At 67.8% G+C, this 24,532-nt stretch carries 22 protein-coding genes and 1 pseudogene; 17 read left to right on the forward strand and 6 right to left on the reverse strand.

The annotated features are described in order from the left end of the window. Positions 1 to 28: 28 nt before the first annotated feature. From AB0927_RS26850 to AB0927_RS26865, 4 genes and pseudogenes are all read left to right on the forward strand, one after another. Positions 29 to 445 carry a hypothetical protein gene (locus tag AB0927_RS26850; protein WP_366670281.1) on the forward strand — a complete coding sequence of 139 codons (417 nt, stop codon included), beginning with the start codon at positions 29 to 31 and terminating at the stop codon, positions 443 to 445. Between the two features lie 73 nt (positions 446 to 518). Then, a pseudogene (locus tag AB0927_RS26855) lies at positions 519 to 602 on the forward strand (site-specific integrase); the annotation flags it as partial. 447 nt (positions 603 to 1,049) lie between these two features. Further along, positions 1,050 to 1,385 carry a transposase gene (locus AB0927_RS26860; RefSeq protein WP_366670303.1) on the forward strand — a complete coding sequence of 112 codons (336 nt, stop codon included), beginning with the start codon at positions 1,050 to 1,052 and terminating at the stop codon, positions 1,383 to 1,385. Next, positions 1,292 to 2,089, forward strand: a complete 798-nt coding sequence (locus AB0927_RS26865; RefSeq protein WP_366670282.1) for a helix-turn-helix domain-containing protein — start codon at positions 1,292 to 1,294, stop codon at positions 2,087 to 2,089. The genes AB0927_RS26860 and AB0927_RS26865 overlap by 94 nt, the downstream gene beginning before the upstream one ends. Here AB0927_RS26865 and AB0927_RS26870 read toward each other — a convergent pair. Beyond that, a complete protein-coding gene (locus AB0927_RS26870) occupies positions 2,076 to 2,267 on the reverse strand; it encodes a hypothetical protein (protein WP_307128264.1) in 192 nt (63 codons plus the stop codon). The genes AB0927_RS26865 and AB0927_RS26870 overlap by 14 nt on opposite strands. A gap of 144 nt (positions 2,268 to 2,411) precedes the next feature. On the opposite strand from AB0927_RS26870, the gene AB0927_RS26875 reads away from it, so the two are divergent. From AB0927_RS26875 to AB0927_RS26885, 3 genes are all read left to right on the forward strand, one after another. After that, positions 2,412 to 3,401, forward strand: coding sequence for a hypothetical protein (locus tag AB0927_RS26875; protein ID WP_366670283.1), 990 nt, complete (start codon positions 2,412 to 2,414; stop codon positions 3,399 to 3,401). 181 nt (positions 3,402 to 3,582) lie between these two features. Next, positions 3,583 to 3,984 carry a hypothetical protein gene (locus AB0927_RS26880; protein ID WP_366670284.1) on the forward strand — a complete coding sequence of 134 codons (402 nt, stop codon included), beginning with the start codon at positions 3,583 to 3,585 and terminating at the stop codon, positions 3,982 to 3,984. Between the two features lie 166 nt (positions 3,985 to 4,150). Then, a complete protein-coding gene (locus AB0927_RS26885) occupies positions 4,151 to 5,179 on the forward strand; it encodes a hypothetical protein (protein ID WP_366670285.1) in 1,029 nt (342 codons plus the stop codon). Between the two features lie 326 nt (positions 5,180 to 5,505). Here the strand turns inward: AB0927_RS26885 and AB0927_RS26890 are convergent, their stop codons facing one another. Both AB0927_RS26890 and AB0927_RS26895 read right to left on the reverse strand, forming a co-directional pair. Next, positions 5,506 to 5,658 (reverse strand): hypothetical protein, encoded by a 153-nt coding sequence (locus tag AB0927_RS26890; protein WP_366670286.1) that lies wholly within the window; start codon positions 5,656 to 5,658, stop codon positions 5,506 to 5,508. A gap of 220 nt (positions 5,659 to 5,878) precedes the next feature. Further along, positions 5,879 to 6,358: a hypothetical protein gene (locus AB0927_RS26895; protein ID WP_366670287.1), complete on the reverse strand. Its 480-nt coding sequence runs from the start codon at positions 6,356 to 6,358 to the stop codon at positions 5,879 to 5,881. 433 nt (positions 6,359 to 6,791) lie between these two features. On the opposite strand from AB0927_RS26895, the gene AB0927_RS26900 reads away from it, so the two are divergent. The 7 genes from AB0927_RS26900 (at position 6,792) to AB0927_RS26930 (ending at position 15,391) form a co-directional block, all read left to right on the forward strand. Next, positions 6,792 to 7,130 carry a hypothetical protein gene (locus AB0927_RS26900; protein ID WP_366670288.1) on the forward strand — a complete coding sequence of 113 codons (339 nt, stop codon included), beginning with the start codon at positions 6,792 to 6,794 and terminating at the stop codon, positions 7,128 to 7,130. A 7-nt stretch (positions 7,131 to 7,137) separates the two neighbouring features. Then, positions 7,138 to 7,908: a transposase gene (locus tag AB0927_RS26905; protein ID WP_366670289.1), complete on the forward strand. Its 771-nt coding sequence runs from the start codon at positions 7,138 to 7,140 to the stop codon at positions 7,906 to 7,908. Positions 7,909 to 8,496: 588 nt separating this feature from the next. After that, entirely contained in the window at positions 8,497 to 9,777 is a 1,281-nt protein-coding gene (locus AB0927_RS26910) for a hypothetical protein (RefSeq protein WP_366670304.1), read from the forward strand. Further along, entirely contained in the window at positions 9,767 to 10,333 is a 567-nt protein-coding gene (locus tag AB0927_RS26915) for a hypothetical protein (protein WP_366670290.1), read from the forward strand. Before AB0927_RS26910 ends, AB0927_RS26915 begins: the two co-directional genes overlap by 11 nt. A 4-nt stretch (positions 10,334 to 10,337) precedes the next feature. Beyond that, entirely contained in the window at positions 10,338 to 10,979 is a 642-nt protein-coding gene (locus AB0927_RS26920; RefSeq protein ID WP_366670291.1) for a hypothetical protein, read from the forward strand. Next, positions 10,972 to 14,043, forward strand: a complete 3,072-nt coding sequence (locus tag AB0927_RS26925; RefSeq protein WP_366670292.1) for a hypothetical protein — start codon at positions 10,972 to 10,974, stop codon at positions 14,041 to 14,043. Before AB0927_RS26920 ends, AB0927_RS26925 begins: the two co-directional genes overlap by 8 nt. After that, positions 14,036 to 15,391 (forward strand): Wadjet anti-phage system protein JetD domain-containing protein, encoded by a 1,356-nt coding sequence (locus AB0927_RS26930; protein ID WP_366670293.1) that lies wholly within the window; start codon positions 14,036 to 14,038, stop codon positions 15,389 to 15,391. Before AB0927_RS26925 ends, AB0927_RS26930 begins: the two co-directional genes overlap by 8 nt. 940 nt (positions 15,392 to 16,331) lie before the next feature. On the opposite strand, the gene AB0927_RS26935 is transcribed toward AB0927_RS26930, so the two are convergent. After that, complete coding sequence (locus AB0927_RS26935) at positions 16,332 to 17,336, reverse strand: hypothetical protein (RefSeq protein WP_366670294.1); 1,005 nt, start codon at positions 17,334 to 17,336, stop codon at positions 16,332 to 16,334. Between the two features lie 231 nt (positions 17,337 to 17,567). Here AB0927_RS26935 and AB0927_RS26940 point away from each other — a divergent pair, with 231 nt between their 5' ends. From AB0927_RS26940 to AB0927_RS26950, 3 genes are all read left to right on the forward strand, one after another. Further along, positions 17,568 to 17,720, forward strand: a complete 153-nt coding sequence (locus AB0927_RS26940; protein WP_366670295.1) for a hypothetical protein — start codon at positions 17,568 to 17,570, stop codon at positions 17,718 to 17,720. Positions 17,721 to 17,992: 272 nt separating this feature from the next. Then, the gene (locus AB0927_RS26945) at positions 17,993 to 21,943 is read left to right on the forward strand and encodes a CHAT domain-containing tetratricopeptide repeat protein (protein ID WP_366670296.1); all 3,951 of its coding nucleotides are present in this window, start codon (positions 17,993 to 17,995) and stop codon (positions 21,941 to 21,943) included. Positions 21,944 to 22,017: 74 nt separating this feature from the next. Next, positions 22,018 to 23,256, forward strand: coding sequence for an IS701 family transposase (locus AB0927_RS26950; protein WP_366670297.1), 1,239 nt, complete (start codon positions 22,018 to 22,020; stop codon positions 23,254 to 23,256). Between the two features lie 117 nt (positions 23,257 to 23,373). Here the strand turns inward: AB0927_RS26950 and AB0927_RS26955 are convergent, their stop codons facing one another. Both AB0927_RS26955 and AB0927_RS26960 read right to left on the reverse strand, forming a co-directional pair. Further along, entirely contained in the window at positions 23,374 to 23,850 is a 477-nt protein-coding gene (locus AB0927_RS26955) for a hypothetical protein (RefSeq protein ID WP_366670298.1), read from the reverse strand. 16 nt (positions 23,851 to 23,866) lie between these two features. Then, positions 23,867 to 24,424 carry a hypothetical protein gene (locus tag AB0927_RS26960; RefSeq protein ID WP_366670299.1) on the reverse strand — a complete coding sequence of 186 codons (558 nt, stop codon included), beginning with the start codon at positions 24,422 to 24,424 and terminating at the stop codon, positions 23,867 to 23,869. Positions 24,425 to 24,532 lie beyond the last annotated feature (108 nt).

Consider the following 24,532-nt stretch of genomic DNA (forward strand, 5'->3'; position numbering starts at 1 on the left):
CTGATCACCGGGAAGCGGAGGTGGCGGGATGGACGCCGAACTGACTGCGCTGGCCTTGTCCGGGGCGACGACCCTGGTACAGCTGATGGCGGGCGACGCGTGGGCCACGGTCAGGGATCGGGTGCGGGCGCTGCTCGGGCATGACCGGCCCGGCCGGACGCGGACCACGGACGCGGAGCTGGAAGAGGTCCGCGCGGCGGTGGTCGTCGCCGCGAACAGCGACGATCGGGCGGCCCTCGCCGAGATCGAGTCCCATTGGCGGGCGCGGCTGCTGCTCCTGCTCAGGGAGGATCCCGCGGCGGAGGCCGAGCTGCGTGCCCTGCTGGCGGCAGCAGGGCACGTCTCGGCGCAGGGCACCACCGTCCACAACACCGTCAGTGGAGGCGACATCCGCGGTCCCGTGATCCAGGCCGGCACCATCAATGGCGACCTTCACTTCGGCTGACGGTCTCCGCCGCACGTTCGCAGAGGTTCACGAGAAGTAACGGCTGTCGTCTGTGAGGGCGTTCGCGCCGACGAAGCCCGGGCCAGGAAAGGTCCTCAGCCCGCGCGGCGTCTGTCCGGACACCGGGCTCGCCCGGCTGTCGTACGGGCAGGCCCGACGACAGTGGCGCCGCTCCGGCTGGGGAAGCGGCCACCGCCTCGCCCGAGGAGATCGAGCCGTCCCTCGCCGGCCACCCGAGGCCACCCGAGGCCACCCGAGGCCACCCGGCCGACGATGCCCCCTCACGGTCACCGTGTCGCACAGTCCAGGTGCAGGGGCCTGCCACGGCAAGCACGTACTGATCGTCGCGCGGAGCCGGGACGGCACGATCGTGCCCTGTCCTGACTGCGATACGCCGACTCGGCGAGTCCACAGCCGCTACCGGCGACCGCCCAGTCGTACGGCCGGACGGGCCCCGGCGCCGGGCTCGCGGCCGTCCTGCGTATCCCGAACAGCCGGACCACCTTGCTCAACGCAGCCAGGGCGCCGCCGGATCCGCCCCAACCTGCTGGGCGTGCTAGGCGTCGACGACTTCGCGATCCGTCGGAGCCGGCGCTACCGGACCGTGCTCGTCGACCTGGTCTCCCATCACGTCGTAGATCTGCTGCCCGGCCGCGAGAAAGCACCCCTGATCGCCTGGCCGGCAGATCACCCCGGTATCGAGATGGTCTGCCGGGACCGAGCCGGTGCCTACGCGGAGGCAGCAAGCGCCGGAGCACCCCAGGCCCGGCAGGTCGCCGACGCCTGCACCCGTGGGACAACCTGGCCCACACGGTCGAACGCACCGTCATCACCCATCGGCCCTGCTTGCCACCACCGCCACCGCAGCAGGCCGAATCCGCATCGTCGAAGACGCCCGACCCCGCCCTCGACCCGCACACCGGTGCCGAGCAGTGGCTGATCACCCGCGCCCGGGAGCGCTACCAGGCCGTCCAGGACCTGCTGGCCCAAGGATGGACGATCAGCGCGATCGGACGCGAACTCGGACTGGCCCGCCACACCGCCCGCCGCTACGCACGCTGCGAGAACCCCGAGGCCCTCCCCGACCGCGCGAACCAGGGCTGCACCAACGCCTCCGCCCGCTTCCACGAGATCCAGGCCCAGGGCCACCCAGGCCGCACGCCTCAGGCAGTTCGCCGCTTCCTACGACCGCCGCGGGACACCGCGAAGGCGGCGCGCACCCCGCCGCCCAAGCCTCAGGACCTCACCAACTGGATCACTCGTCACCCTGGACGCCTACGAGCCGAGGACGCCGACCCAGCCGATGATGCGCCCCCCGACAGACCGCGGCGGCGGTCAGCACGTCCTCGCGTTGCCGCTCCGGAGACGACGTGGCGAGCTGAGGCGGGCGTTCGATCATGCTCAGGTCCGTACCGCGTAGGACTTCTCCGTTACGAACACGCAAGGGCCGGAGACTCGGCGGCCGCACCCAGAACGATCTCGCTCAGCCCAGGAAGCTCAGTCGAACCTGACGGTTGGCGTTGTCTCGGTTGGTGTCCACCAAACTCCGTTAAGGCAACACCAGCCTATCCGGATGGCAAGGGCCGGGGCCGGCCCTTGCCACAACCCCGCGGTCACTTCTCCAGCAGGGTCACAGGGGCCTGAGGACGAGGAGGTGGCAGTCGAGGATCTGGCGGGCTTCCCTCCGGCGGGAGCGGCGGGGGTGCAGCAGGGCGACTCCGACGATGACGACGTACACGGTGATCCAGATGTGCAGGACGGTGATCAGGACCCAGAGCAAGGGCCCGGTGGTCGGGAGCAGGGCGGTCAGTGCAGTGAGCATGGTTCCTCCTAATGTGCCGCCGGGCCGTGCGCTGCGGCGTTCCCCCAGGTCACCAGGCCCGGTGCGCCCGGCCCGGGTAAAGGTGGGGGGTCTCTAATTCCCGAAGGCGCGGCCTCTTCCGACGGAAGTAGGTAGGTTCGCGGCATGTCTTCTCCTGGTCCGGTCTCCGCTGATCAGCAGCTCGTCGAGCACGCGCGTCAGCACGGTTTCGTGGTGTCAGCGAAGCAGCTTGCGTCGTGGCGGCGGGCGGGGCTGTTGCCGGAACACACGAAGCGGGCGCTGGGCCGCGGGCGCGGGAGCACGTCGGTTCCGGACGACGAGGCATTCGGTCTGGTCGTGGCGCTCGCCCGGCTGGTGCGGAGGGGCGCTCGGCCCTCTCATCTGGCGCTGGCGCTGTTCGGCGAAGGGCACCCGGTGCCGGAGGAGACCGTGCGGGACGCCTTCGGCAAGGCGGTCCGGGGCCTGGGCGCCGGGCTAGGCGAGGAAGGTCCGGAAGAGGGGGAGAACGAGGAGGAGTGGGCGGAGCGCGTCGCCGACGAGGTGGTCGCCTCGGGGCAGCGGGTGCGGCTCGTTCCCGCGCGGGTGCGTCGGATCGATGAGGGCATCGCCCGGTACATGCGTGACCGGGGGGTGGTGTGGCCCCCTCCCGAGCTGGCCGACCTGGACGCGAACCCGGAACCTCCGAGCCTGTCCGGCGGGGAGGTCACGGCTGCCGCGGTGACCACGGTGCTGCGTGGAGGTGCCGCCGTCACGCCGCAGGGGATCGGTGACGTGCTGCGGGCCGTGCAGCCGACGGGGTGGGGCAACCCGGGGGCGTCACTGGCCGAGTACACGGTCGATGACGTCCCTGATGCCGCCCAGGAGGTGTTCCTTCCGGACGGCGGGATGAGCACCGTTCCCGACGGTGACGTCCGCGGCGCCCTGCTGAGTCTGGCGGAGACGGCCACCCTGGAGGACCTGCGGGACGCCTGGGAGGTGAGCGGGGCGACCCGCGAGTGGGCGCTGGACCTGTGCGCACGGGTCGAGGCGGAGCTCGAGGCCGGCGAGCTGGGCGACGCGGCCCTCGCCTGGCTGATGGGCAGGGCCTTCGTGTCGTGGCTGGTGCTGATGGCCCAGGTGGGAGACCGCCACTGATCCCCCACAGACCGGGCGTCGGACTCCCTGATCCTGTTGATGATGCGGCGGTCGTTGCGCGACCTCGACGGCAAAGTGCCGGACTGCCAATGGGAGCTGCTCGGATCCCCCGCCGTGCTGCCGGCCCCGCTGATCCCGTTCCTCCAGCCGCGGCACGCCTCCAAGATCCAGTAGGAGAATCATGATCCAGAGCCCTCGTGAGACCGTGGCGGCGGCCATGGCCGAAATGGCGGTGCTGCGTGCTCTCCAAGTGGCCGGTCGGCGCTTGCTCGCGCGGCGGAGCCGGGCGGTACGGGGCCCTCTGCGGACCGTCCCTCCGTGGGAGCTGCATGTCCATCTGCCGGTTGGCGATACCGATCTGGCGCTGCTCCTGCGGGATGCGTGGGTCATCCCGGAGGCCGTCGGCCTGCCCTCGACCATGATCGAGGCACTGGATCAGCACGTGCGAATTCTGCTTGCCGCGGGGCTCGGGTACCGCCGGGACGACTTGTTCAAGACCTTGTCCCGTCTGCCGCTGGAACAGCTGGTACTCCCTTGGGACGCGCCTGCCGGGACGGACAAGGCTCATGCCCCGAGCAAGTGATCCGGTGGAGCTGAGGGCGGCAGGCGTCCTGCGGTACTGCACGGGTGAGACCGTCGAACCGTATGACCGCTGCCCTCGGTGCGGTGATTTCCACGAGGTGCACGCTGCCCCCGACGGGCGCTTCGACTTTATGTGCGGCGGTGATCGGGCAGTTGAGGTCACACAGGTGACCAGCAGTGTGGCTGAGCGGAACCGGCGCTCCTGGGAGCCGTACCTCAAGAAGCGTGCGGTACCCGAGTTGAATCTGGGCTGGCACGTGGTGTTCGAGAGTACGGCGAAGGCAACCTACGGGGGCCGCAAGGGGAACCCTCGCTTCAGGGATGCCTTGACCGTCATCAGCCCGGCCCTGGCCGAGCTGGAACGGCGTGGTGTGCACCGCTTCACCCCTGGCACGGCCTGTATCGAGCATCAGTTCCACGAGGAGGCGTGCCCATACAGCGTCCTGGGCAGTGCCGGGGTGATCTCCGGCTGTTCCATGCCCAGCGACACGACTACCGGCTACATCAGCGCCGGCCTGCTGACGGGGTCCGACCAGATGCCGGCTTTCAACCCAGACCACTGGGCCGGGAAGGCCGAGAAGAACCGCCGCCAGGGAAAGCCCCCACCGCCCTCTCCCCTCCCGGAACCACTCCGGATGGGCCCGGTGCTGTGGTCGTTGGATCCGGACTTCCTCGCTTCACTGGAGAAGCGCCGGGCCGAGGACGAACAGAAATCGGCCGAGACGACGCGAGCCCTTTTCCCCGGTCGCCACACCGATGCTGAACTCGCAGAACTGGCCTGCCGGGACGTGAGCGAACGGATTACCCTCGCACGATCCCTGACCTGGCGGACCGCGCTCCCGGCGAACCCGCCGCCCATCGCTGACGCCGACGGCGGAACGGAACTGGTGGACTTGCTGGAAGTCGAGTTCGGGCTGCACGAGGACCTGGCCCTGAAGCTCAACGCGGCTTCCGACCGACCGCGCCGCGAGGTGTTCTTCTGGCTCACCTGGATGCGTTCCTCGGCATGGCACCGCCTCGCCGCTCCAGGCCTGCTGCCCCCGCGGTCTCCGAACGTACCGGCCGGCATCACCGGCCTCTGGGTCGGCTGCCTGCTGGACCAGACCCACGTCCTGCACTGGGACCACGACACCGGCTGGACGCGCCACCCGCTCCCGAACCCGCTGCCTGTACCCCGATTCCTCGGCTGCCCCTGACCAACGACAGGACAGCACAGAGGCATTTCGGCCCCCTCATGGGCCGAGGTCGGACTGTGAGGAGGACCCGCTTTCCGGCTATAGGCACGCTCCGCAGTTGTCTATGTTGCTAGCCCTCGACTCCGCGAAACTCCGTTAAGACAACTGTGAGCCTAGACCCTAAACTGGGCCTCGTAGGGCCCCTCGTCGTTCGGGACGAGTAGGTCGTCGGTTCAAATCTGGCCACCCGGACAGCTGAAACACCAGGACAGGGCCCTGATCCGCATCACGGGTCAGGCCCCTGACGGCTTTACGCCAGCCGACCAGCCAGCTGCAGCCGACCACTGTCAGTCAGGACCTACCTCGTACAGCGTCAGCATCACTGCCACAACGGCAACGCCGACCAAGAGCGCAGCGCCCAGCCGTTCGTCGCGCCGAGATTCGCGCACGACGAAGCAGCCGACCATGGCGATCAGAGCGAGAGTCAAGGTGTCAGGCATTCACGTCTCCCGCGCTTCCGCCGCACGGTCATCGACTCGACCGACAGCAGGCGACTGGGCCGCTCGGAACCGGGACGGCTCCTCGCCATCCCGGCTGTGGTGCACACGGCGACCGAGCCGCTTGAGTTTGCGACGTACTCGCTCACCCAGAGCCTCGGCATCACCCTGCACGTAAGCCTGCGAAGTGAGGGCCAACACCGTGGCGGCCGCCTCGGTCCAACTAGACGTCCCCGAACGGGACCAAGCGAGCGCGACGGCCGGCCCTCTCTATCGGCAACATCTGCTCCAGCACGGCGAGCACACGCGGATCACCCGGCAGCACCCCCGCAAGGATGTCAGCTGGGTCGGGCCCTCCTGCGACGAGGTCGGCGAGAGTCAGCCCATTCTCCAGAACGGGGACATCGAGGCTGAGCAACCGCTCTCCGGCGCAGCGCCGGCGCCACAGTGGCGTGAGCTGTCGGTGGATCTCGCTCACCTCACGCATCAGCCGGGAGAGAGCCCCCCGGCGAATGGTGCCGTGGGTGTACAGGGTGCTCGCCCAGTCGCCGAGGAGAGCCGTGGACACCGGTTCCTGCCAGCGGGCCCCTCGCCACAGGCCAAGGTCGACGGCCATGAACTTCTCGATGAGCTCGGTGTTGCCGAGCGCCGCCTCATTCCGAGCTTCGACGGCTCGTGCCGCGAGCCTGGCCTCGCGGGCCACGGCACGAGCCTCCGGGGAGCTGGGCTTCGCGTCGCTGGCCGCTCCATCCCACGGGCGGTCGACTTCCCCGTCCGTCCAGGTACGGACGACTTCCCACGGCTCGAGTCGAGGGCTGTCCAAGAACAGACGTCCCGCCAGCAGTCGCCCGCCGTTCCTTTCGTTGCCGAAATAGAAGTAGGAGCTGTCGCGGACTCCCCCGTCACCCCCCGTACGCAATGAGGTCGTCCTCACTCAATACAGGGAGGCCGTGAGTGGACTGTGGAGCAATGGGTACGGACTTCGGCTCAGGAAGTACCCGCCACCGCCTGACCAGACCGTAGCGTGCGTAATAGGCGTCTAAGGGCTGTCCCGCAAAAGGCTGGCTGGCGCCCGCGTCAGGTGCTGAGCGGGATACTCGCGGGACTCCGACGCAGGGCTGTGACAGCCTGCGGACATGTCAGAGTTGCGTGTCCATGCGGGTCGTCACTACGCCATCCAGTTCCACTACGCCTTGCCGGACGACGCCTGGTGTGTGGAGCTGAGCGCGGCCGTCCCGGCGCCGGCCGCGTGGGCTGAGATCCCCAACGCCGAGACGCGCCTGCCTGGAGCTGCCTTCCTGGTGGCGGTGATACCCGACGAGGATCCGGATCTGGAGCCGACCGTCCACATCCACAGCCACGACGAGCACGTCATCCCCTACGAGATCATGCGCTGGTTCATGGAGCACGTGGCCGAGCAGGTTGAACGCTGCCGCATCGCCTTCGAGCAGGGAGAACCTGAAGCAGTGGAATGATCACGCAGTGACTGGTGTGATCACGGCGTCGGAGCCCTCCTGGATAGCCCCGTTCAGCGGGCTGAGCCCGCGTCAGTTCGGCAAGCTGATCACCGCGCTCCGGCGCGAGGGTGCAGATCCGGTGCGCAAGGGCCGGCCGTGGAGTCTGCCGCTGGAGGACCGCGTGCTGCTGGTCGCCGCGTACTGGCGGACGAACCTGACCCTGCGCCAACTGGCGCCGCTCTTCGGGGTGTCCAAGTCCGCAGCCGACCGCATCATCGATCACCTCGGACCCGCGCTCGCGCTCCAGCAACGCAAGCGGTTCCGCAAGGACACCGTGTTGATCGTGGACGGCACCCTGGTCCCCACGCGCGACCACAGAATCGCCGAGCGGTCGAAGAACTACCGGTATTCGACCAACCACCAGGTCGTCATCGACGCAGACACTCGGCTGGTCGTCGCGGTCGGCCGGCCATTGCCCGGCAACCGCAACGACTGCAAGGCGTGGGATCTGTCCGGAGCGAAGGACGCCGTCGGCAAGACCACGGTCATCGCGGACGGCGGTTACCGGGGCACCGGCCTGGTCATCCCGCACCGCCGTGAACCCGGCCAGAGCGAACTGGAGGCATGGAAAGAGGAACACAACACCTCCCACCGCAAGGTCCGCGCCCGTGTCGAGCACGCCTTCGCCCGGATGAAGACCTGGAAGATCCTCCGCGACTGCCGCCTCAAGGGCGAAGGCGTCCACCACGCGATGCTCGGCATCGCCCGCCTGCACAACCTCGCCCTCGTCGGGTGACGACGAACAGGCAGGTCAACGCACACGTCCTAGATCATTTACGGGACAACGCTTAGGCATCCCACGCCTAGAACGCGCTCAGATCGTGCCGCTGTTACCGACAAAGGAGCGGAGGTCGAAGTGGCTTACACGTTGTTCAGCAGCCCCACCATGATGTTCTCCACTGGCTCCAAATTGTGAAGTGACGGCTCGAAGCGGCCCCGCCTTCGCCTGGCCATGACCAGCGGCAACCGATAGCCCCGGCCACGTCGAACGGTCATGGATCTTCACGAACTGGGCCAGCTCCAGCCGTCCGGGCGGGGCCGGATGACGACATCAGAGCCAGGTCGAAGGCCGCTCGATGCTAATGAACGCCTTCCCCGTGGTCGTGGAGAAGTTCGGGACACCTACGCCTGGTCGGAGGTGTCCCGCTCCGGGCTTGCTCGTGAAGGACAGCGTCTCGGTCCACGCCGGGACGGCGTGCAACCGGAGGGGCGAGAATTGGCCAGGCTGTGGCCGGTGTTGTGCTTCGGGCTCTGGAGCAGCAGGTGGGGCGTAATGTCGGTAGTGGGGAGTTGCTGACGTACCGTGGGGGGACGCTTGGCCGGTATGCGCGGGCAAAACGGGCCGGACCTGTTCTCCGGTTCGCATCCTGAGGATGACTTGCAGGCACAGTTGCCTCCTTTCATCGCTCCGGTCGCGGCATCTCGCGGTGCGGTGGTAGAGGACGCCACGTCGTTGCGGATCGCCGAGGCCATCCACGATGCGTTTGGTGATCTGTCGTCCGAGCGGGGCTTGACGCGTTCCGAGCTCGAGGCGGCCTGCTCTGCGGTGGCTGGTCCGGAGGCGTTCGAGCAGCGGTTCGGGGTCTTCGTCGCGCTGCGGCTGCTGGAGCGGGTGCGGGAGAAGGCACACGAGGGCCGCTACGTGTTCAATCCCACCAGCGGCGCTGCGCTGCTCGTCTTCGAGCGTCTGGCCGAGGCCGGTGGGGTGGAGGATATCATGTCTCTCCTCGACCGGACGCAGCGGGATGTGGCCGAGGGAGTACTGGACGAGAAGGAGCTGGTGCGCAAGCTCAGGCGTGTGCGGCGCGACTTGCGCATTACCACGGACTATCTGCTGCGGCGGGTCCGGTCCCGCCCGATCGAGGAGCTGCTCGGGCAGCGTCATCATCATCGTGCGAAGGCGGCGCTGATGGTCAACGCCCGGCGGTTGGTGGAGATGGTGTCCCGCGACTTTCCGGGGCTGCGGGCGGATGGGACACACCTGATCCGGGAAGCGCTGCGCTACTCCGCGGCCGTCGACGAGTTCTATGACCGGCTGCTGGCCCAGGCCAGTACGCGGCGGGACTTCAGCATGCTCCCGGCGGAGCAGTATCGGACGGCTGCACTGACGTCGTCGGTGGCGGCGCTGGCCGGTGTGTTCTCGGAGGTGGTGTTCGATCCGCCCGCAATGCAGGTGTCGCCGGCGGGGATTTTGGAGGCGGCCGAGAAGCACCGTCCGCCCGCTCCGCGTAGGCGGGCCGCTCCCCCGCCGGAGCCAGCGCCGGGGCCCGATCCGGTCGAGACGGCGCGGGCGCGTGCCGCTGCACTGCGGGAACAGCGTCTCGCCGCGATGGAGTTGCTGATCGGCGGGCGGGACGAAGCGGACCTGACGCAGGCGCTGCGGGGACGGTCGTGGAGGGCGGCTGTCACGATGCTCGCCCGTGTTCTGCGTGCCTCGGCTGACCCGTCGGTGCCGTTCATGGTGGAGGTGTCCGGCGGGCTCGCGATCGATCCGGCCGGGCCGGTGACGTACGCGTCTCCGGTGTCGCTGTTCCGTGTCCCGCAGGACACGTCCGCCGTCGACGAGGTGTCACAGACCCTGCCGGAAGACGCCGATGAGCGGTGACGACGCCTACCTGCTGGCCCGGGCGCGGGCCCTGCGGGTGGTTCCGGTGCCGGACGAGGCGGACGTCCTGCAGCGCCTGGGCCGTGCGGCGGAGGCCGTGGAGCGGAGGCTGGTCACCCTCGCTGCGGGCGACGGTGCCGCGGGGTTTTTGGTGACGTGGGGGCAGGATGTTGAGCTGGCCGGGGCCGGCCAGGAGCGGAGCGGCACGCACCGGGAGGCCTCGCCGTCGGTGCTGCTGATGCTGGGGGCGTGCCTGCGGGCGTGCTGGACGGATGTGGAACAAACCCCCTACCCCGGCACGGCTGCGGCCGAGGAGGACGTGCTCGCCGCGGTCGTGCCGCCCGATGCGGTGACGGTGCGTGCGGGCATCGCGCATTACGCGCCGACGGCCCCGTACCGCAAGGCGCTGCGGGTGCTGCGGGCGTGCGGATATCTGGCCGCGGACGCCGGGGACGGCATGGTGCGGCTGGGGCCGGTGGTGGCGGCCTGGCCGGAGCGGGACGTGGACGAGCTGCGCCGCGGCTATCCGGTGCTGCCTCACATCGAGGAAGGGTAGGGGCGTGGATACAGGGTTGTTGGAGGCGTTGTCGCCGCAGCGCCGAGCGGATGTGCAGGCCGCGGTGTACGCGGTGGAGACGTCGATGCTGCCGGTGCCCGCCTCCGGCTACCGGGCGTTAGCCGAGACGCCGTTGCGGATGGTGGTCGAGAGCGTGCTGGCCTCGGCGGGCCGGACTCTGCTGGCGGTCGGCCCCGGTTATCTGTCCGGCTACGACGATAAGATCCGCGGGCGGCTGGTGCGGGAGGGGCTCGGTGTCCTGCCCGTCGAGGACCGCGCGGTGCTGACGCTGGTCGTGCTGTTCTCCGTGGTCATCCCCCGGGCGTCCGGTGCGGTGCTCCCGGAGACGTTGTGGACGCAGGGCGAGCCGGTGCGCAAGGAACGGTTGCGGGAGGCCGCCGTCTCCGACGGGGTCCTGGACGCGGCCCTGCGGCGGCTGGTCGACGCCGATCTGGTGCGCTCGGTTCGGCCGGGGCTGCTGCTCGGGCACCAGTTCCTGCGACTGACGCCCCGGGTCGAGACGAGGCTGTTCGAGGAGCTGGTGCTGCTGGCGGACCCGCACGGGGCGCTGGCCGAGTCCATCCAGCGTCGCCGGGAGGGGCCGGGCGAGGATCGGAGCAACGGCGGGGAGGAGAGCGGTGGTTGAGGCACTGCCCGGTCTGAATGAAGGGCGCGGGGTCGTCGGGGGCCGGCATCTGGTCGCCCTGCAGACTTTCGACATCGCACGGCTGACCACGCACGCGGTGCCGGTGGTGCCGGAGGGGTTCATCGCGGTTTCCGGTATGGGGCCGCGCGAGGACTCCAACGGCTCCGGCAAGACCTCGTTCCTCATCGCCGTCTCCGTGCTGCTGGCTGATCCGCAGTGGCGCTTTGAGTCCAACGGCGGCCGGTATGCCAGCGAGATCCTCTTCAAGCCCGATGCCGCGGGAGTGGACCGGGCCCAGCAGGCATCGGCCGCACCGCACGGCTATGTGATCGGGGTCTTCGCCGAGCCGGACCGCGCCCCCGCGAGCGCCCTGACGGTGTGGGTTCGGATCGCGACCACCGCGCCCTACGTGCAGGTCAAGTGGGTGCAGGGACTGCATGTGGCCGACGGGGCCACCCACACCGAGCGCACGCAGCAGGCCGATGCGTTGTGGCGCGAGCTGGGCGGTGGAGTGGTGTCGGCGCGTCGGATGGCCGGTGAACTGTACGGCAACGCCCCTCGGTGTCTGACCTATCTCGATACGGCTCTGCGTCCGGCCGTGCCGTCGCTGCTGAGCCAGCAGCTGTCCGAGATGGAGCCGGAGGCGATCGGCGCCTCGCTGATCGCGCTGTCGGGAATGACCGAGCTGCTGGAGCAGGAGGAAGCGTTGCGCGGACAGGCGCTGGACCGCCGGGTGCGCATGGACCAGGTCCGCAAGGAGAACGAGGAGGCGGACACCGCGGACGAGACCGTCCTGTCGGGCGTGCGTGCCCGGGACGCGGCCCGGCTGGCCCTGGAGGAGGGGCAGTCGCAGTGGCGGCGGTACGTCGCGACCTGCTACGTACGGGCCACCGAGGCGGACCGGGAGCTCGTGGCCAAGGGCGGCGGGCTGCGGAAGGCGGCCGCGGAGTGCCGGGAGGACGCCCAGGGCACCCGGGACGCCCTGGATGCGCTCCGCGCGGCCACCGGCCTGTCCGAGGTCGCAGGAGTGGCCCGACAGACCTGGTCGGACGCTCAGGACCTGCTGCGGCAGACGGAACGCCGGCGCACCCAGCTAGAGACCCGCAAGGAGGACCTGAAGGGGAAGCGGGCGAAACTTCTGCCGCAGGCGGACGGATGGCAGGGCACATCCCCCGACACAGCCCGGCAGCTGCTGGAGGCAGCCCGGGGCCAGGAGTTCACCGCCGGCCGGGACCTGCAGGATGCACAAGAGGCGGTGAATGCCGCCGAGCAGGTGCTGGCCGAGGTCGAGCAGGGCAGACACGGGCAGGCCGGTGCCGCCATCGCCGTCCTGGAGACCGCGGGCATCGGCGCCGTGGGACTGCTGGACCAGCTGCATCTGTCCGAGGCGGCACGCGCAGTCTGGGAGCCCCGGCTGAGCCCGTGGCGCGACGCCGTAGTGGTGGACGCGGGACGGGCGGACGAGGCGCTGGAGGCCCTGCGTTCGCTGCCCGGCGCTCTGGTCGTCGCCGCCGATACCGCCGGTGCCCCGACCGCCGTGTTCGACGGTGTGAGCAGCGACCGTTGCATCTCCGGGTTCCTCACAGCCCTCGAGCAGCGCCTCGCGGCGCTGTCCTGCCCGTCCGGGGCCCGCGACGATCGCCTGCACCTGACGGTGGTCGGCGGGTTCCCCGATCCGCTCGCCGGGCGGGCCCTGCGGCTGCAGCGCGCCGAACAGGACCTGGAGGCGCGCAGAGGCGACGTCGAGTCCGCGCGGAACGTCCAGCGAGAGAAACGGGCAGCACGGGTCCTCGCCGAGGGCGAGCACCGGGCGGCGGCCGCGATGCAGCAGCTGGACGACTTGCAGGAACGCGAGATGGAACTCGACAAGCAACTCGCCGCCGTGGTCGGGGCAATGGGAGAGGTCGTCGACGACGTGGCACAGAAGCTGGCCGCCTATGAAAAGGCCCGGGACCTGGCGGCCAGCCACGCGGAGAAGGTGAAGACGGCCACGCTGACGGCCCGGGCAGCGGCGGAGGCCGCGCGGGCGGCCGGCCAGGCGATCGCCGCGCTCGAGCGGGAGCGTGAGCGTCTGCAGGTGCAGGCCTGGCAGTCCCGGTGGAGCGGCAGCCTCGAGGAGGCCGCCGACGAACTGGCCGCACCGGAGGGACGATCGCCCCGCCCCGGGCTCCTGCACCGGGCGGCCGAGGGCCGGCTGCGCCTCGCCTACGAACGCTACGGGCTGCGCGAGGGCCAGCCTGCCGACATGCACGAAGACCTGCTGCGCGGAATGGAGTTGTGCCGCGACCTGGCCGCGCAGGACCCGGCAACGCCGCCCGTAGTCGGCTTCGAGGACGCCGCGGCCCCCTTGCGGATCCGGCTCGACGGCCAGGCCGACATGGACCGCGTCACCGCCGCCCGGATCGAGGCCGAACGCGAGCTGCGGCAGGGCGCCTGGGACGAGCTCGTCGCCGGGGTCGACGAGAGCGCCCAGCAGCTCACCACGCTGCAGGACATGATCGAGCAGCATCTCGACGGCCTGTTCAAGCAGATCGATCAGGCCTTCAACCAGCTCGACCTGCAACGCCCGGGCGGACACGGCGCCACGCTGGAGGTGCACAGCGTGCGGCCCGACGGGCCACGCCCGTGGCGGTGGGAGGTGACACCGCGCTGGAAACGCTCGCCCTACAGCAGGTTCATCTCCTACCGGGAGAACGCCAACAGCGCCCAGGTGAAGGTGTATGCCGTGCAGTTGGTCCTGGCCGCACTGCTCGCGGATTCCGAGACCCAGGGGCGGGTGCTGATTCTGGACGAGCTGGGCAACAGCCTGGGCGAGAACAACCGCAAGGACCTGCTGGCGTCCCTGCGGGACGTCGCCGCGCGGCGACGCATCACGATCCTGGGCACCTGTCAGGACAGCGTGCTGACCGATGCCGCCGACGTGTGCGACGAGCTTTTGTGGTTCACCCATGCCTCCACGTCCGACGTCTACAACCAGCCCACCTGCGCCTGGGCCTACGACGCCGACACCGGGCGCGTCGAACTGACCGCCGACTGGCTCACGGCGGGACGCCCGCATGTCTGAACCCGAGGCCGATGCACCGCGGTTCCCTCTCCTCATCGGAGAGACGCACGGCCGCGAGCCCGTCCCACTGCCCGGGCTGCCAGCTGGCGTCATCGCCGTCACCGTTCCCCGAGTCACCCGCACCGAGGACGACCTCCCGGATGTCCGGGTCCCCCGGGACCGCAAGGGCCGCGTCAACACCCGAGAAGTGGATCTCGTCGCCGCAGCCCCCGTGAACGGCTACGCACCTCCCCCGGGCCTGAGCACACGCGACTTGATCAAGGTGCTCACCACGGGCGACCACAAACGGTGGGCCACGATCGAGGGCGACTTCGGCGACCGGGCCTGGGACGTGGCCGTCGCGCTGATCCAGTGCGGGGCCGTCACCCTGCGGTGCCGCGTCGAGCGGGCCGTCCGCTACGCACCGCGTCTGTGGCGGCTGACCGAGATCTGGGAGGACGTCCGCGAGGACAAGCTCGACGAGCTCCGTGGCCGCCCCGACGCCCTGGCGCTCCATGCCGAACTGCTCGAGGCAATGGCGCAGGTTCCGCAACTGGCCGACGAACGGGAACTGCTGGCGGCGACACCGCCCGGCCGGACTCTGCAGGTACCGGCCTCCAGCACGAGCGGGACCGGGGACTGGCGCGTCTACGAGATCGCCGTGCGCGCCGCATGCTTCTGGTGGCCCGCACACAACAGCCCCCAACCCATCACCGCCAAGGCCCTGGCCGGCAACGCACTGCGCAACACCAAGAGCGCCTGGACCGCCTCCCGCCGGCAGGCCTTCGCCAACCTGATCGGCCGGCCCTTCGACCGGGCCGTCGAAGAGACGGACACCGAACTACGCATCCGCGGGCCGCTCCAATGGCGCGTCGGCTCCGTCGTCGCCGACGCGGCCGCCTGCCGTCCCTGGCTTGGCCTGCCCGCCCGCGGTCTCCGCATCCTGGGAATGATCGACTGCGACGCCGACGGCATCGTCCTCGTCGAGAACGAGGACGCCTTCCAACAGGTCTGCAAGATCCCCGAGATCGTCGACCACTGGCTGTGCATCTGGGGCGCCGGATACGCCACCGACGGACTCGTCGAATTCCTTCGCACCATGACCCCACTGCCCGTTGCCGCCTGGCAGGACCTGGACGCCCACGGTATCCGCATCATCCACAACCTCACCGAACGCATCGAACGCCACGTCACTCCCGTCGGCATGGACGTCGAGCTGTACCGAGCCGGCCCCAAGTACAAGCAGGAGCCCAGCAAGCTCGAGAAGAACCGCGAGCTCGCCTCCGAACTCGCTCTGGAGGGCCCCCTGGCGCTGCGGGAACTCGCTGCGGAGATCGCCGCCAACGGGGGTGAGGGGTGTGAACACTAAACCCTCTACGCACAGGTCCTGCCCACACTCAGTGTACGGCTGAACGATGTCCTCGCACGACAGCCTGACCGGTGAGAACGCTGTCCGCCCACACACACGAAGTTCCTTTGCCACGGCAGGCCGCAACCATAGATCGGCCCTGTACCTCCGGGGGACCTGGATCCGTCGGAAATGCGGTTAGTTCGCGTCACCCATAAAAGCGTCGCCCTCGGGTGGTCTTCGACAGCGTGCCGGAACGCACCCGTACGGTCGACAGTCGCAGTCATGCCGAGGCCTGACCTCGCTCATCGTCGGGTCGGGCTCGTGGTGAGGCGTCGAGGCTCGCGCGGGATGCCGCTTGTCACCAGCGATCTACGATCGCTAGGGCCAGACCTCATCGTGCTCGGCTAGCAACTCTCTGAGATGTGGAACGGAATGGGGAGCGTGGAGGACGCCGCAAGGCTCTTGGGTTTCGCGAGCAAAGAGGTACGACCTGATCCGCAGGGGGCGGTTCCCTTACCGCGTGCCTCGCTTCAGACGACGCTCGCGCGTCGTCTCTGCGAAGTCGCAGGTCAGCAGCCATGGCAGGGGTGTACCACCAGCAGACGAACAACGTTCTTTGTTCCTACAGCGCGAAGAAACGCGGGTTCTTCTAGAGCCTGAAGTCGGCTGCCTGGAGGCGCCGTTACGCTCCAGGCAGCCGACACCGGAGTCACTCTGGGTAAGCAACAGGCTGCCTCAGGTCGATGGTCGACCTGCACAAGGGCTCCCCCGGACCAGTCACGGACCAGACCCCCGCCCGGGGGGAGGCAGGCGACAGCCCTCTGACACGTGTGGTGGCACGACCTAGCGGGACCGCTCAGGCGCTGCAGTACGCTCCGCGGGCATGGGAACATGCTTTGAGCCCGACCACCCTCCTCCGTGGTAGTTCACGAACGTGGCAGCTGCTGCCACCGTGCAGTCAAGGCAGGCTGGTTGTCGGCGCGTGCGCGTCACGAGACACGGTGCCCTGACCACGCCCTTGTAGAAGGAGCGTGAGACTCCACCCCGTCTCGGAGGTAAGGTGCTCCTCGGCCTCGGAGCCGCCGACCCCGAGCTGGCGGGCAAGCGCGTGGGCATGCAACTGAGTGCTCGCCTCAACGAGATGCGCGTAGGTGTCGGCGGCGTCGCGGGAGCGGCGCCAGGCAGTGGTCGAAGTGACAGCCGCGATGATCAAAGCCGGCCACCAGATCACTGTCAGCGCGAGGTAGAGGACCCCCCAGCCAGCCAGAGTGGTGGCGCGCTGCAGGGCCTCACGGGCCGCGTTGATCTCAGTGCGTTCAACATCAGGCAAGGTCAACCACAGCGATGGCCAGACGACTCCGAGATCGAGACGGTATGCGGCGTCAAAGCGGACTGAAATGGCATTGATCCGGTCACCGGTCCAGGTGGGGCGCTGGGGTTCGAACTCGGAGACACGCGTCATTCGTCGATACGCGGCATCGAGGAGCACGTCCGGCCCGACTTGCGTCTGCTGTCCCGGCCCGGCGTGTCGCCCGGTCAGGGCTGCAAGGGCCTTGCGGCGCGCGGCAGCGTCCATCTCCCTCGCATAGCGGGCCCGTTCGCGCTCCCATCTGTGGCGCCTGTTGTTGACGCACCGCTGAGCGATCTGCCGCAACGGGGTGGGCCAGGAATCCCATCGGCTTGCCAGTACGGAGTACTCACAAGCCGAGCCGAGGGCTTGGGCGGCAAGCCCGGCCGCAGCGGCCGCAAGCAAGAGAGCCAACATGGTCACGATCAGGCCGGCAAGGCCGCCCGCCCTCACCGCGGTTGGCCAGTGCTTCACCTCGCGCACCAACCGGGTCAGATCGAGCGCATGGCCCTGACCGAGGACGCGGGCAGCCGTGGCGGCCGACACGAACAATGCACCGGGGAGGACCAGCAGGGACAGCCAGCGCTCCGCGAACTTGCTGCCGAGCGTCGCCAAGAGGCCACCCATGTCAGAGCCACGTCTGGCGCAGCACCAGGCTATCGATGGCACAGACCGGCGCGGAGGCGGCCGGTTCTGGCCAGTCATGCCGGGTGCAACGTCCGGTCGGGCAGAGTAGGAGAGCTTCCCTCGGTCGGGAGACTGCGACCCCAGTGAGCCGCACACCACTCGCAGGAGATCGGCTGTGGCCGTACACGCCCAGGGCATCACCCGCTGCTGCAAGGCCACATGAAGGGCATTCAGGAGAGCGGTGACATCCTCGCCGGCACGTACCGCGACCAGGAGCTGGTCCAACGGTCCCGTTGCGGGCTCAAGCGCTTCGCGGATCCCCACCGCGTCTTTGCATACGTACGCAACCACGTCTGCAAGGTCGTCCTCTGACCTGTCGGTCACTCGCCCTCCCAAGTGTCGCTGCTCCAACTCGGTACTTCCTGCCGCGCATGGAGCTAAGCCCGAGATGACGATACTGCAGGAGCGTCGGACGAGGTCGGACGGTGCTTGGGGCCAGACCCACGGAAGAGCAGCCTCACTGATGATGCGTCAGTTCCTGGTTCGTCCGGACACGGTTCTCAACGGCTGTCACGATCGCTGGACAACCCTCCTGCGCAATGCACCCCGGAGCAGCCTTGTACCAGGACCATCTGAACACCGCTATGAACCACCTGCGTTCGGCCCGCTCGTCAGATCCGGGAGCAGCGCTACGGCCCGAGATACTCGTGAACGCGCAGCGGCTCGAACAGAGCCTGCGGAAAGGGGAGGGTGGTATCGAGGGGTGGCTGGTGCTGGGTTGGGTGCACTTCTACCGCTTCAAGGCTCAGGAGCTGGGGACGAGCCGCGATGACTTTCTCGCGGCTGTCGCAGCGTTCGCACGATGCTTCATCGCCGACGTCGAGCCCCTACCCGGGGACCTGTTCCCTGCCATCGTCGACGGTGCCGCGATCAACGCGACCCATCTTCTTAGCGCCGTTGATCGATACACGGTTCGCGCGGTCAGCCGGCTGTGGCACCGCATCGTTGCGGCCACCGCGCCTGATGACTCCATGCGAGCTGTGCGCCTGTCACATCTGAGTACCGCCCTGCAAAGGCAGTTCGACCTACTCGGCGATTCTGCGGACCAGGAGGCTGCCATCGCTTTCGCCGAGGACGCGGTAAGGAGCACTCCAGCGGACCACTCCCCGCCCGCAGGGCTTCTGTACAACGCGGGCTCCTGCCTGTGGAACAGGTACACACTCTCTCAGGAACTTACCGATCTCGATCAGGCCCTTGACTACATGCAGCGGGCCGTCGCTGCCGGCCTCCCGAACTCGCCACTGCTGGGAGAGGCGTTGTCCACGTTCGCGGTGGCCCTCCAGGAGCGATTCCAACGCCGCAGCGAGCTGTTCGACCTCGACGAGGCGATCGCCGTCCTCGAACGGGCAGCTGAGGCTGTTCCGGCTGGAGACGGGCAACGTTGCGCTGCTCTGGCACTACTGAGCGGGGCGTTGCTCACCCGCTTCAGATCTGCAGGCGCGCCAGCAGATCTCAACGCATCCCTCGGTGCCGCTAGGCAGGCGGTGGACCAGGCCGCCACGATCACACCAGCCCTGTCATCGGCTCTCGGTGAGGCGTTGTTGATCGCTTTCGGATGCAACGGGGACCTGAAAGACTTGGACGAGGCTGTCGAGAGGCATCGTCAGGCAGTGCAATTGGCCCAGCCCCAAGACCCTGTACTCTCCGGATGTCTATCCAACCTCGGCGTTGCTCATCGGATCAGGTTCGAACAGTCCGGGGAAGCGGAGGATCTGGACCAGGCCATCGCATTGGGACGGCGTGCGGTCGACGCTGCACCGGCCGACTCCTTGTTGCTGCGGGGAGCCCTCGGCAGTCTCGGGCACGCGATGCAGACCAGATTTGAAGCCGGCGGGGCGGTGCAGGACATCGATGATGCCGTTGACGCCCTCGGCCGAGCCTTGGCAGCCACCCCGATCGGGCACCCCGAGCGACCGGAGGCGCTGTCCAACTACGGTGGCGCGCTGCAGGCGCGATTCCGGCTGACGGCGATGGCTACGGATCTGGAGAGTGCCATCGAAGCTCTGCGGGAGGCGGTCGAGCTGGCGCCGACCCGTCACGTCGAGCGGGCGACCTACCTGTCCAACCTCAGCATCGCATTGAGCGCCCGGTTCCGATTTGCCGGGGCAATCGCGGACCTGGAGGCCGCCATTGCCTTCTCAGAACAGGCGGTCAAGGCGACACCAGAGGGCCACCCGGGGAAGCCCGGCTACCTGTCCAACCTTGCCCTCGCCCGGGGTGACAGGTTCAGGCGGTCTGGCGCCCTGGCTGACCTGGACGCCGCGATCTCGTACGGAGAGCAGGCGGTCGCGGCGACGCCGCAGAACCACCCCGACCGGGCGATGTACCTGTCCAACCTCGGTGGAGCCCTACAGGCGAGATTCTGGCGCACCGGTGCGGAGGCAGACGTGAACGCGGCCGTTCAAGCGAACACCCAGGCCACGCGTCTCACGCTGGCCGACCGTTCCGATCGAGGGCTCTTGCTGTCGAACCACGCGCTTTCCCTGGCGGCGAGGTACGGGCTCACCGGCAACGTACGGGACCTGGATGATGCTATCGAACGGCTCCGTCAGGCCGTGGATGTCACCCCGGCCGGCCACCCCGAGCGCGCGGGCTTCATCTCCAACCTGGGCGGCGCGCTGCGTTCGCGATTCACGGCCACCCGAAATCTGCGCGACCTGGAGTCCGCGATCGAAACCGGCTGGCAGGCGGTTGCAGCCAGCCAGGCAGACCAGCCCTCGCTGACGGCTGTGCTAGCCAATCTCGGCGTGTCCCTGAACGCCCGGTTTGTTGCAACCGGTCATGGCAGGGAGGAGGCGGTCGGCGTCTTCGAGGCAGCGCTGAAGCTCACCTCGGGTGCGCCAGCCACTCGGATCCGTGCCGCGAGGGCGGCCACGGCACTGCTCGCAGACTCGGACCCGGCGCGTGGTGCCGAACTGCTCGCTGACGCAGTCGAGTTGTTGCCAATGGTTACTGAGCGGTGGCTGCGGCGAAGCGACCAGCAGCACGAGCTCGGTGAACTGTCTGGACTCGCCGGTGACGCCGCAGCGCTGGTTCTGGGTTGCTCCGGCTCGGAACCGCCTGAATCCTCTGCGGTTGAGCGAGCACTGATCCTGTTGGAGTCGGGGCGCGCGATCCTGCTGGGGCAGGCACTGGAAACGAGAACAGACCTGACGGACCTTCGGCTGTCCCACCCGCGTATCGCGGACCGGTTCACTGCGTTGACCGATGTACTCGACACCGACCTCGCCCTTCCGATAGAGGCAGGCGCCCCCAAGCGAACCAGCACGCTGGATACGACGCAGCAACTCGGCAGGCATCGAGCAGCTCTGGACCTTGCCGAGCTGATCTCACAGGTGCGGTCACTGGATGGCTTCGCGGATTTCCTTCGCCAACCGACCGCTGATGACCTGATCAAGGAAGCTCAACTGGGACCTGTAGTGCTCTTCAACGTCAGCGGGTACGGCAGCGATGCCATTGCAGTGACGGGGAACGGCGTCAGCAGGATCCACCTCGAAGGACTTGATGCCGAGTCGCTCGCCGAACGGATCAACGCCTTCTACACAGCCCTCGCCACGGCGGCCGACCCGCAGGCTCTTCGGACGGAGAGAGTCCAGGCACAACGTGATGTCTCGGCGATTCTGGAGTGGCTCTGGGATGTCGTTGCTGAGCCGGTTCTCGTAAGGCTGGGCCTGGATTCTCCCCCGTCGCCCGATGCACCGATGCCGCGTGTCTGGTGGATCCCAGGCGGGATTCTCGGACTCCTGCCCCTCCATGCCGCCGGATACCACCGAGACCCGGAGGGCCAGCAGGACGGCCGCACGGTGTTGGACCGGGTGATCTCCTCCTACGCACCCAGCATGGGTGCGCTGCGTCACGCGCGGCGGATCGTGCGAGGTGTGCCTCCCGCCGATCGTCGATCGGTAATCGTGGCCATGCCCATCACACCCGATCTACCGAACGGCGCCCCGCTGGTGAAGGCTGCGGCCGAAGCAGACTTGGTGAGCCGTCGTCTTCCTTCCCCGCAGACCTTCATCGCGACGGCACATCCCGACGCTCGAGCCAGTGCTGAGAACCCGACGAAGAAAAAAGTCCTCACTGCGCTGGAACAAAGCGTCATCGTTCATTTCGCCTGTCACGGGATCACCGACCGGACGGACCCATCACGGAGCCGTCTCCTGCTCAGCGACCACCGGTCCGACCCGCTGACCGTGGCGAGCCTCGCTCGGATCAACCTCGACTCCGCAGACCTCGCCTATCTCTCGGCCTGCAGTACCGCGGCAAACACCAACACCGATATCATGGATGAAGGTATCCAACTGACCAGTGCATTCCAGCTGGCGGGCTTCCGGCATGTCATTGGTACGCTCTGGGAGATTGACGACGCCGTCGCGGAACAGGCCGCAGCGTCTTTCTACGACTTGCTCAGCAACGAGTCGGGCGGGCTCGAAACCACCCGATCCGCTGAAGCCCTCCACCAGATGGTGCTGAAGCTGCGGGACCAGTACCGAGCAGCGCCGTCGTTGTGGGCGGCATACGTGCATACCGGTGCATGACGCGACGAAGCCTAATACTCCAGTGAGAGTTCGTGTCCTGAGCTGGTGTGTGTCGTTGTCAGGGCATGGTGGGGATGGTTGACGCCGAGGTGTGGGCGGCGGAGCTGGAGTCGTTGTTCGGGCGGGTTGCGGGCCGGTTTTCGCGGGTGGATCTGCGGTGGCGGATGCGGGGGTATGTGCGGGGATTGCTGTCTTCGGTGGCCCGGAAGAACAGCTGGCAGCTCGCGGAATGGGCAGGTCACCGTGATCCGGCCGGGATGCAGCATCTGCTGGCAGGGGCCCGCTGGAACCCGGATGAGGTCCGCGACGATGTGCGGGACTACGTCACTGAGAGGCTCGGCCCGGGTGGTGTGCTGATCATCGATGACACCGGGTTCATCAAGAAGGGCAGCACGTCGGCGGGGGTGGGCCGGCAGTACACCGGCACCTCCGGAAAGATCGACAACTGCCAGATCGGGGTGTTCGCCGCCTACGCCACCGAACGCGGACGGGCCCTGGTAGACCGGGAGTTGTATCTGCCCAAGGCGTGGACGGCCGACCGGGAGCGGTGCCGGGCGGCGAAAATTCCCGATGAGCGGGCCTTCGCGACCAAGGGCGAGCTCGCCAAGGCGATGGTCACCCGAACTCTGGCCGCGGGCCTGCCCGCGGAGTGGGTCACGGCGGACGAGGCCTACGGCCAGGAGTGGAAGTTCAGGCGCCTGCTGGAGGAACTCGGCGTCGGATATGTGGTCACGGTCCCGAAGTCGCAACAGGTCAAGAGCCTGGCGGGGTTCTGGCGGATCGACGAACTCATCAGCGAAGCACCCAAGGATGCCTGGCAACGGATCTCCTGCGGCAACGGCGCCAAGCGCCCGCGGGTCTATGACTGGGCCAGTGCCAGGCTGCCGGCGATCAGCTTCTTCGACGGCGACGAGCCCACCCACCACCGCTGGGTCCTGGCCCGCCGCAGCCTGAGCCGCCCCGAGGAGATCGCCTACTACTTCGCCTACGCGCCCGTGGCCTGCACGATTGCCGACCTCGCCCGAGTGGCCGGGATGCGGTGGGCGATCGAGGAATGCTTCCAGACCGCGAAGAACGAATGCGGGCTGGACGAGTATGAAGTCCGCCGCTACACAGGCTGGTACCGACACATCACCCTGGCCATGCTCGCTCACGCCTTCCTTGCCGGCCTCGCCGCCGACGAGGCCGCAAAGGGGGCTGCAGAAACGACCCCACCAGCATCGCCGTCCTCACCGTGGCTGAGATCCGAAGGCTCCTGGACATTCTCTGGACCCGCCCCCGACCCCGAGTCCATCCACGAGACCACGCACTGAACTGGTCCCACTGGCGCAGACATCACCAAGCCACCGCCCACCGATGCCACTACCGAAGAAGAACCAGCTCAGAACACGAACTCTCACTAGAGTACTAAGGCTCTTGAGTCCCGGCTGTCAGCGACTTGCAGCTGCCCAGCCATTGAGTATGGCAGCAGCGCTCTTGACACACCGGTCAACGAGCTCAGCGAACGTGGCTGCGCCGTATGAGGGGAAGTAAATAGGCACTAGCCCAAAGAGTGGCTGCGTGACATCTACCATGGAGACGTCCACCCGAGCGTTCAAATTGTAGTGCATGAGGGTGTTGCGGAAGGGCTTGGAAGCCGGATCGGTCACAATGAGCGCTTCGGGACTATCCAAAATTCTCAGCAGAATAGACTTGGACTCGATGGTGAGCGGGTAGCGAGTATCAACATGCAACCGGCGCAAGCTTGCAAGAACGGTATACAAGCAAAGATATCGAATCTTGAACGCCGTGTATTCAAGCTCTTGGATATTGGATCCCGCAGTCACGACTGCGTCGACAAAATTCATCATTGCCTGAAATCCCGTGATGACGCCGTTGATATCTGGCGTATCTGTCCCGTTAAACACACGGCTGTAGTACCGGCTACTGCGAAACGTCGCTCGGATCGTCCAACTCGGCCGCATTCAGGTGTTTAATGAAGGTGTCCTCACCGGAGGAGTCGAGACGTGCACCCAACGCCCCAAAGTACTGGCCGTACTCCTCGAACGTCGCCTTGGTGTACGGGCCAGCCCCCTCTGCGATCAGCTTCTTGGGTTCGATGCCGGGATGGAAAGTTGCGGCATGCGTTGTCGTTATGAGCCTTCCGCCGTAGCAGTACAGGCCGAGGTCGGCCTCAAGGCGGCGTGCCAACCACAGCCAAGTGTTATTAAGGAATCTCTCTGAGTGTGGGGGCAAGATCTCATCTCGGAAGTACCCGAGTTGGCCGTCAATGCCACACTTCGTGTCTTCAAAGAGCTTCAGGCTATGCCGGGAGCGGGCGCTGATTGCAGCGACCTCTGGAGAGAGCAATGCCAGGGCTGCTGGATCGACATGCCGCAGTTTACGAGCTGACTCATGGACGATGAGTGACAGATAGGGTACCAAAGAGAATGAAAGAGCACTGAGGAGGTTTCCACCCTCATGCGCGAAGAGGTCACGCATGAGCCGACCAATGTAAGGGCTGTCCCGTAAATGATCTTTGATGTGCCGGGTGACCTGGTGGTTTCTGCGTCACCCGGCAAGGACGAGGTTGTGCAGGCGGGAGATGCC

It is taken from the genome of Streptomyces sp. NPDC048106, assembly GCF_040706415.1.
Taxonomy (GTDB): Bacteria; Actinomycetota; Actinomycetes; order Streptomycetales; family Streptomycetaceae; genus Streptomyces.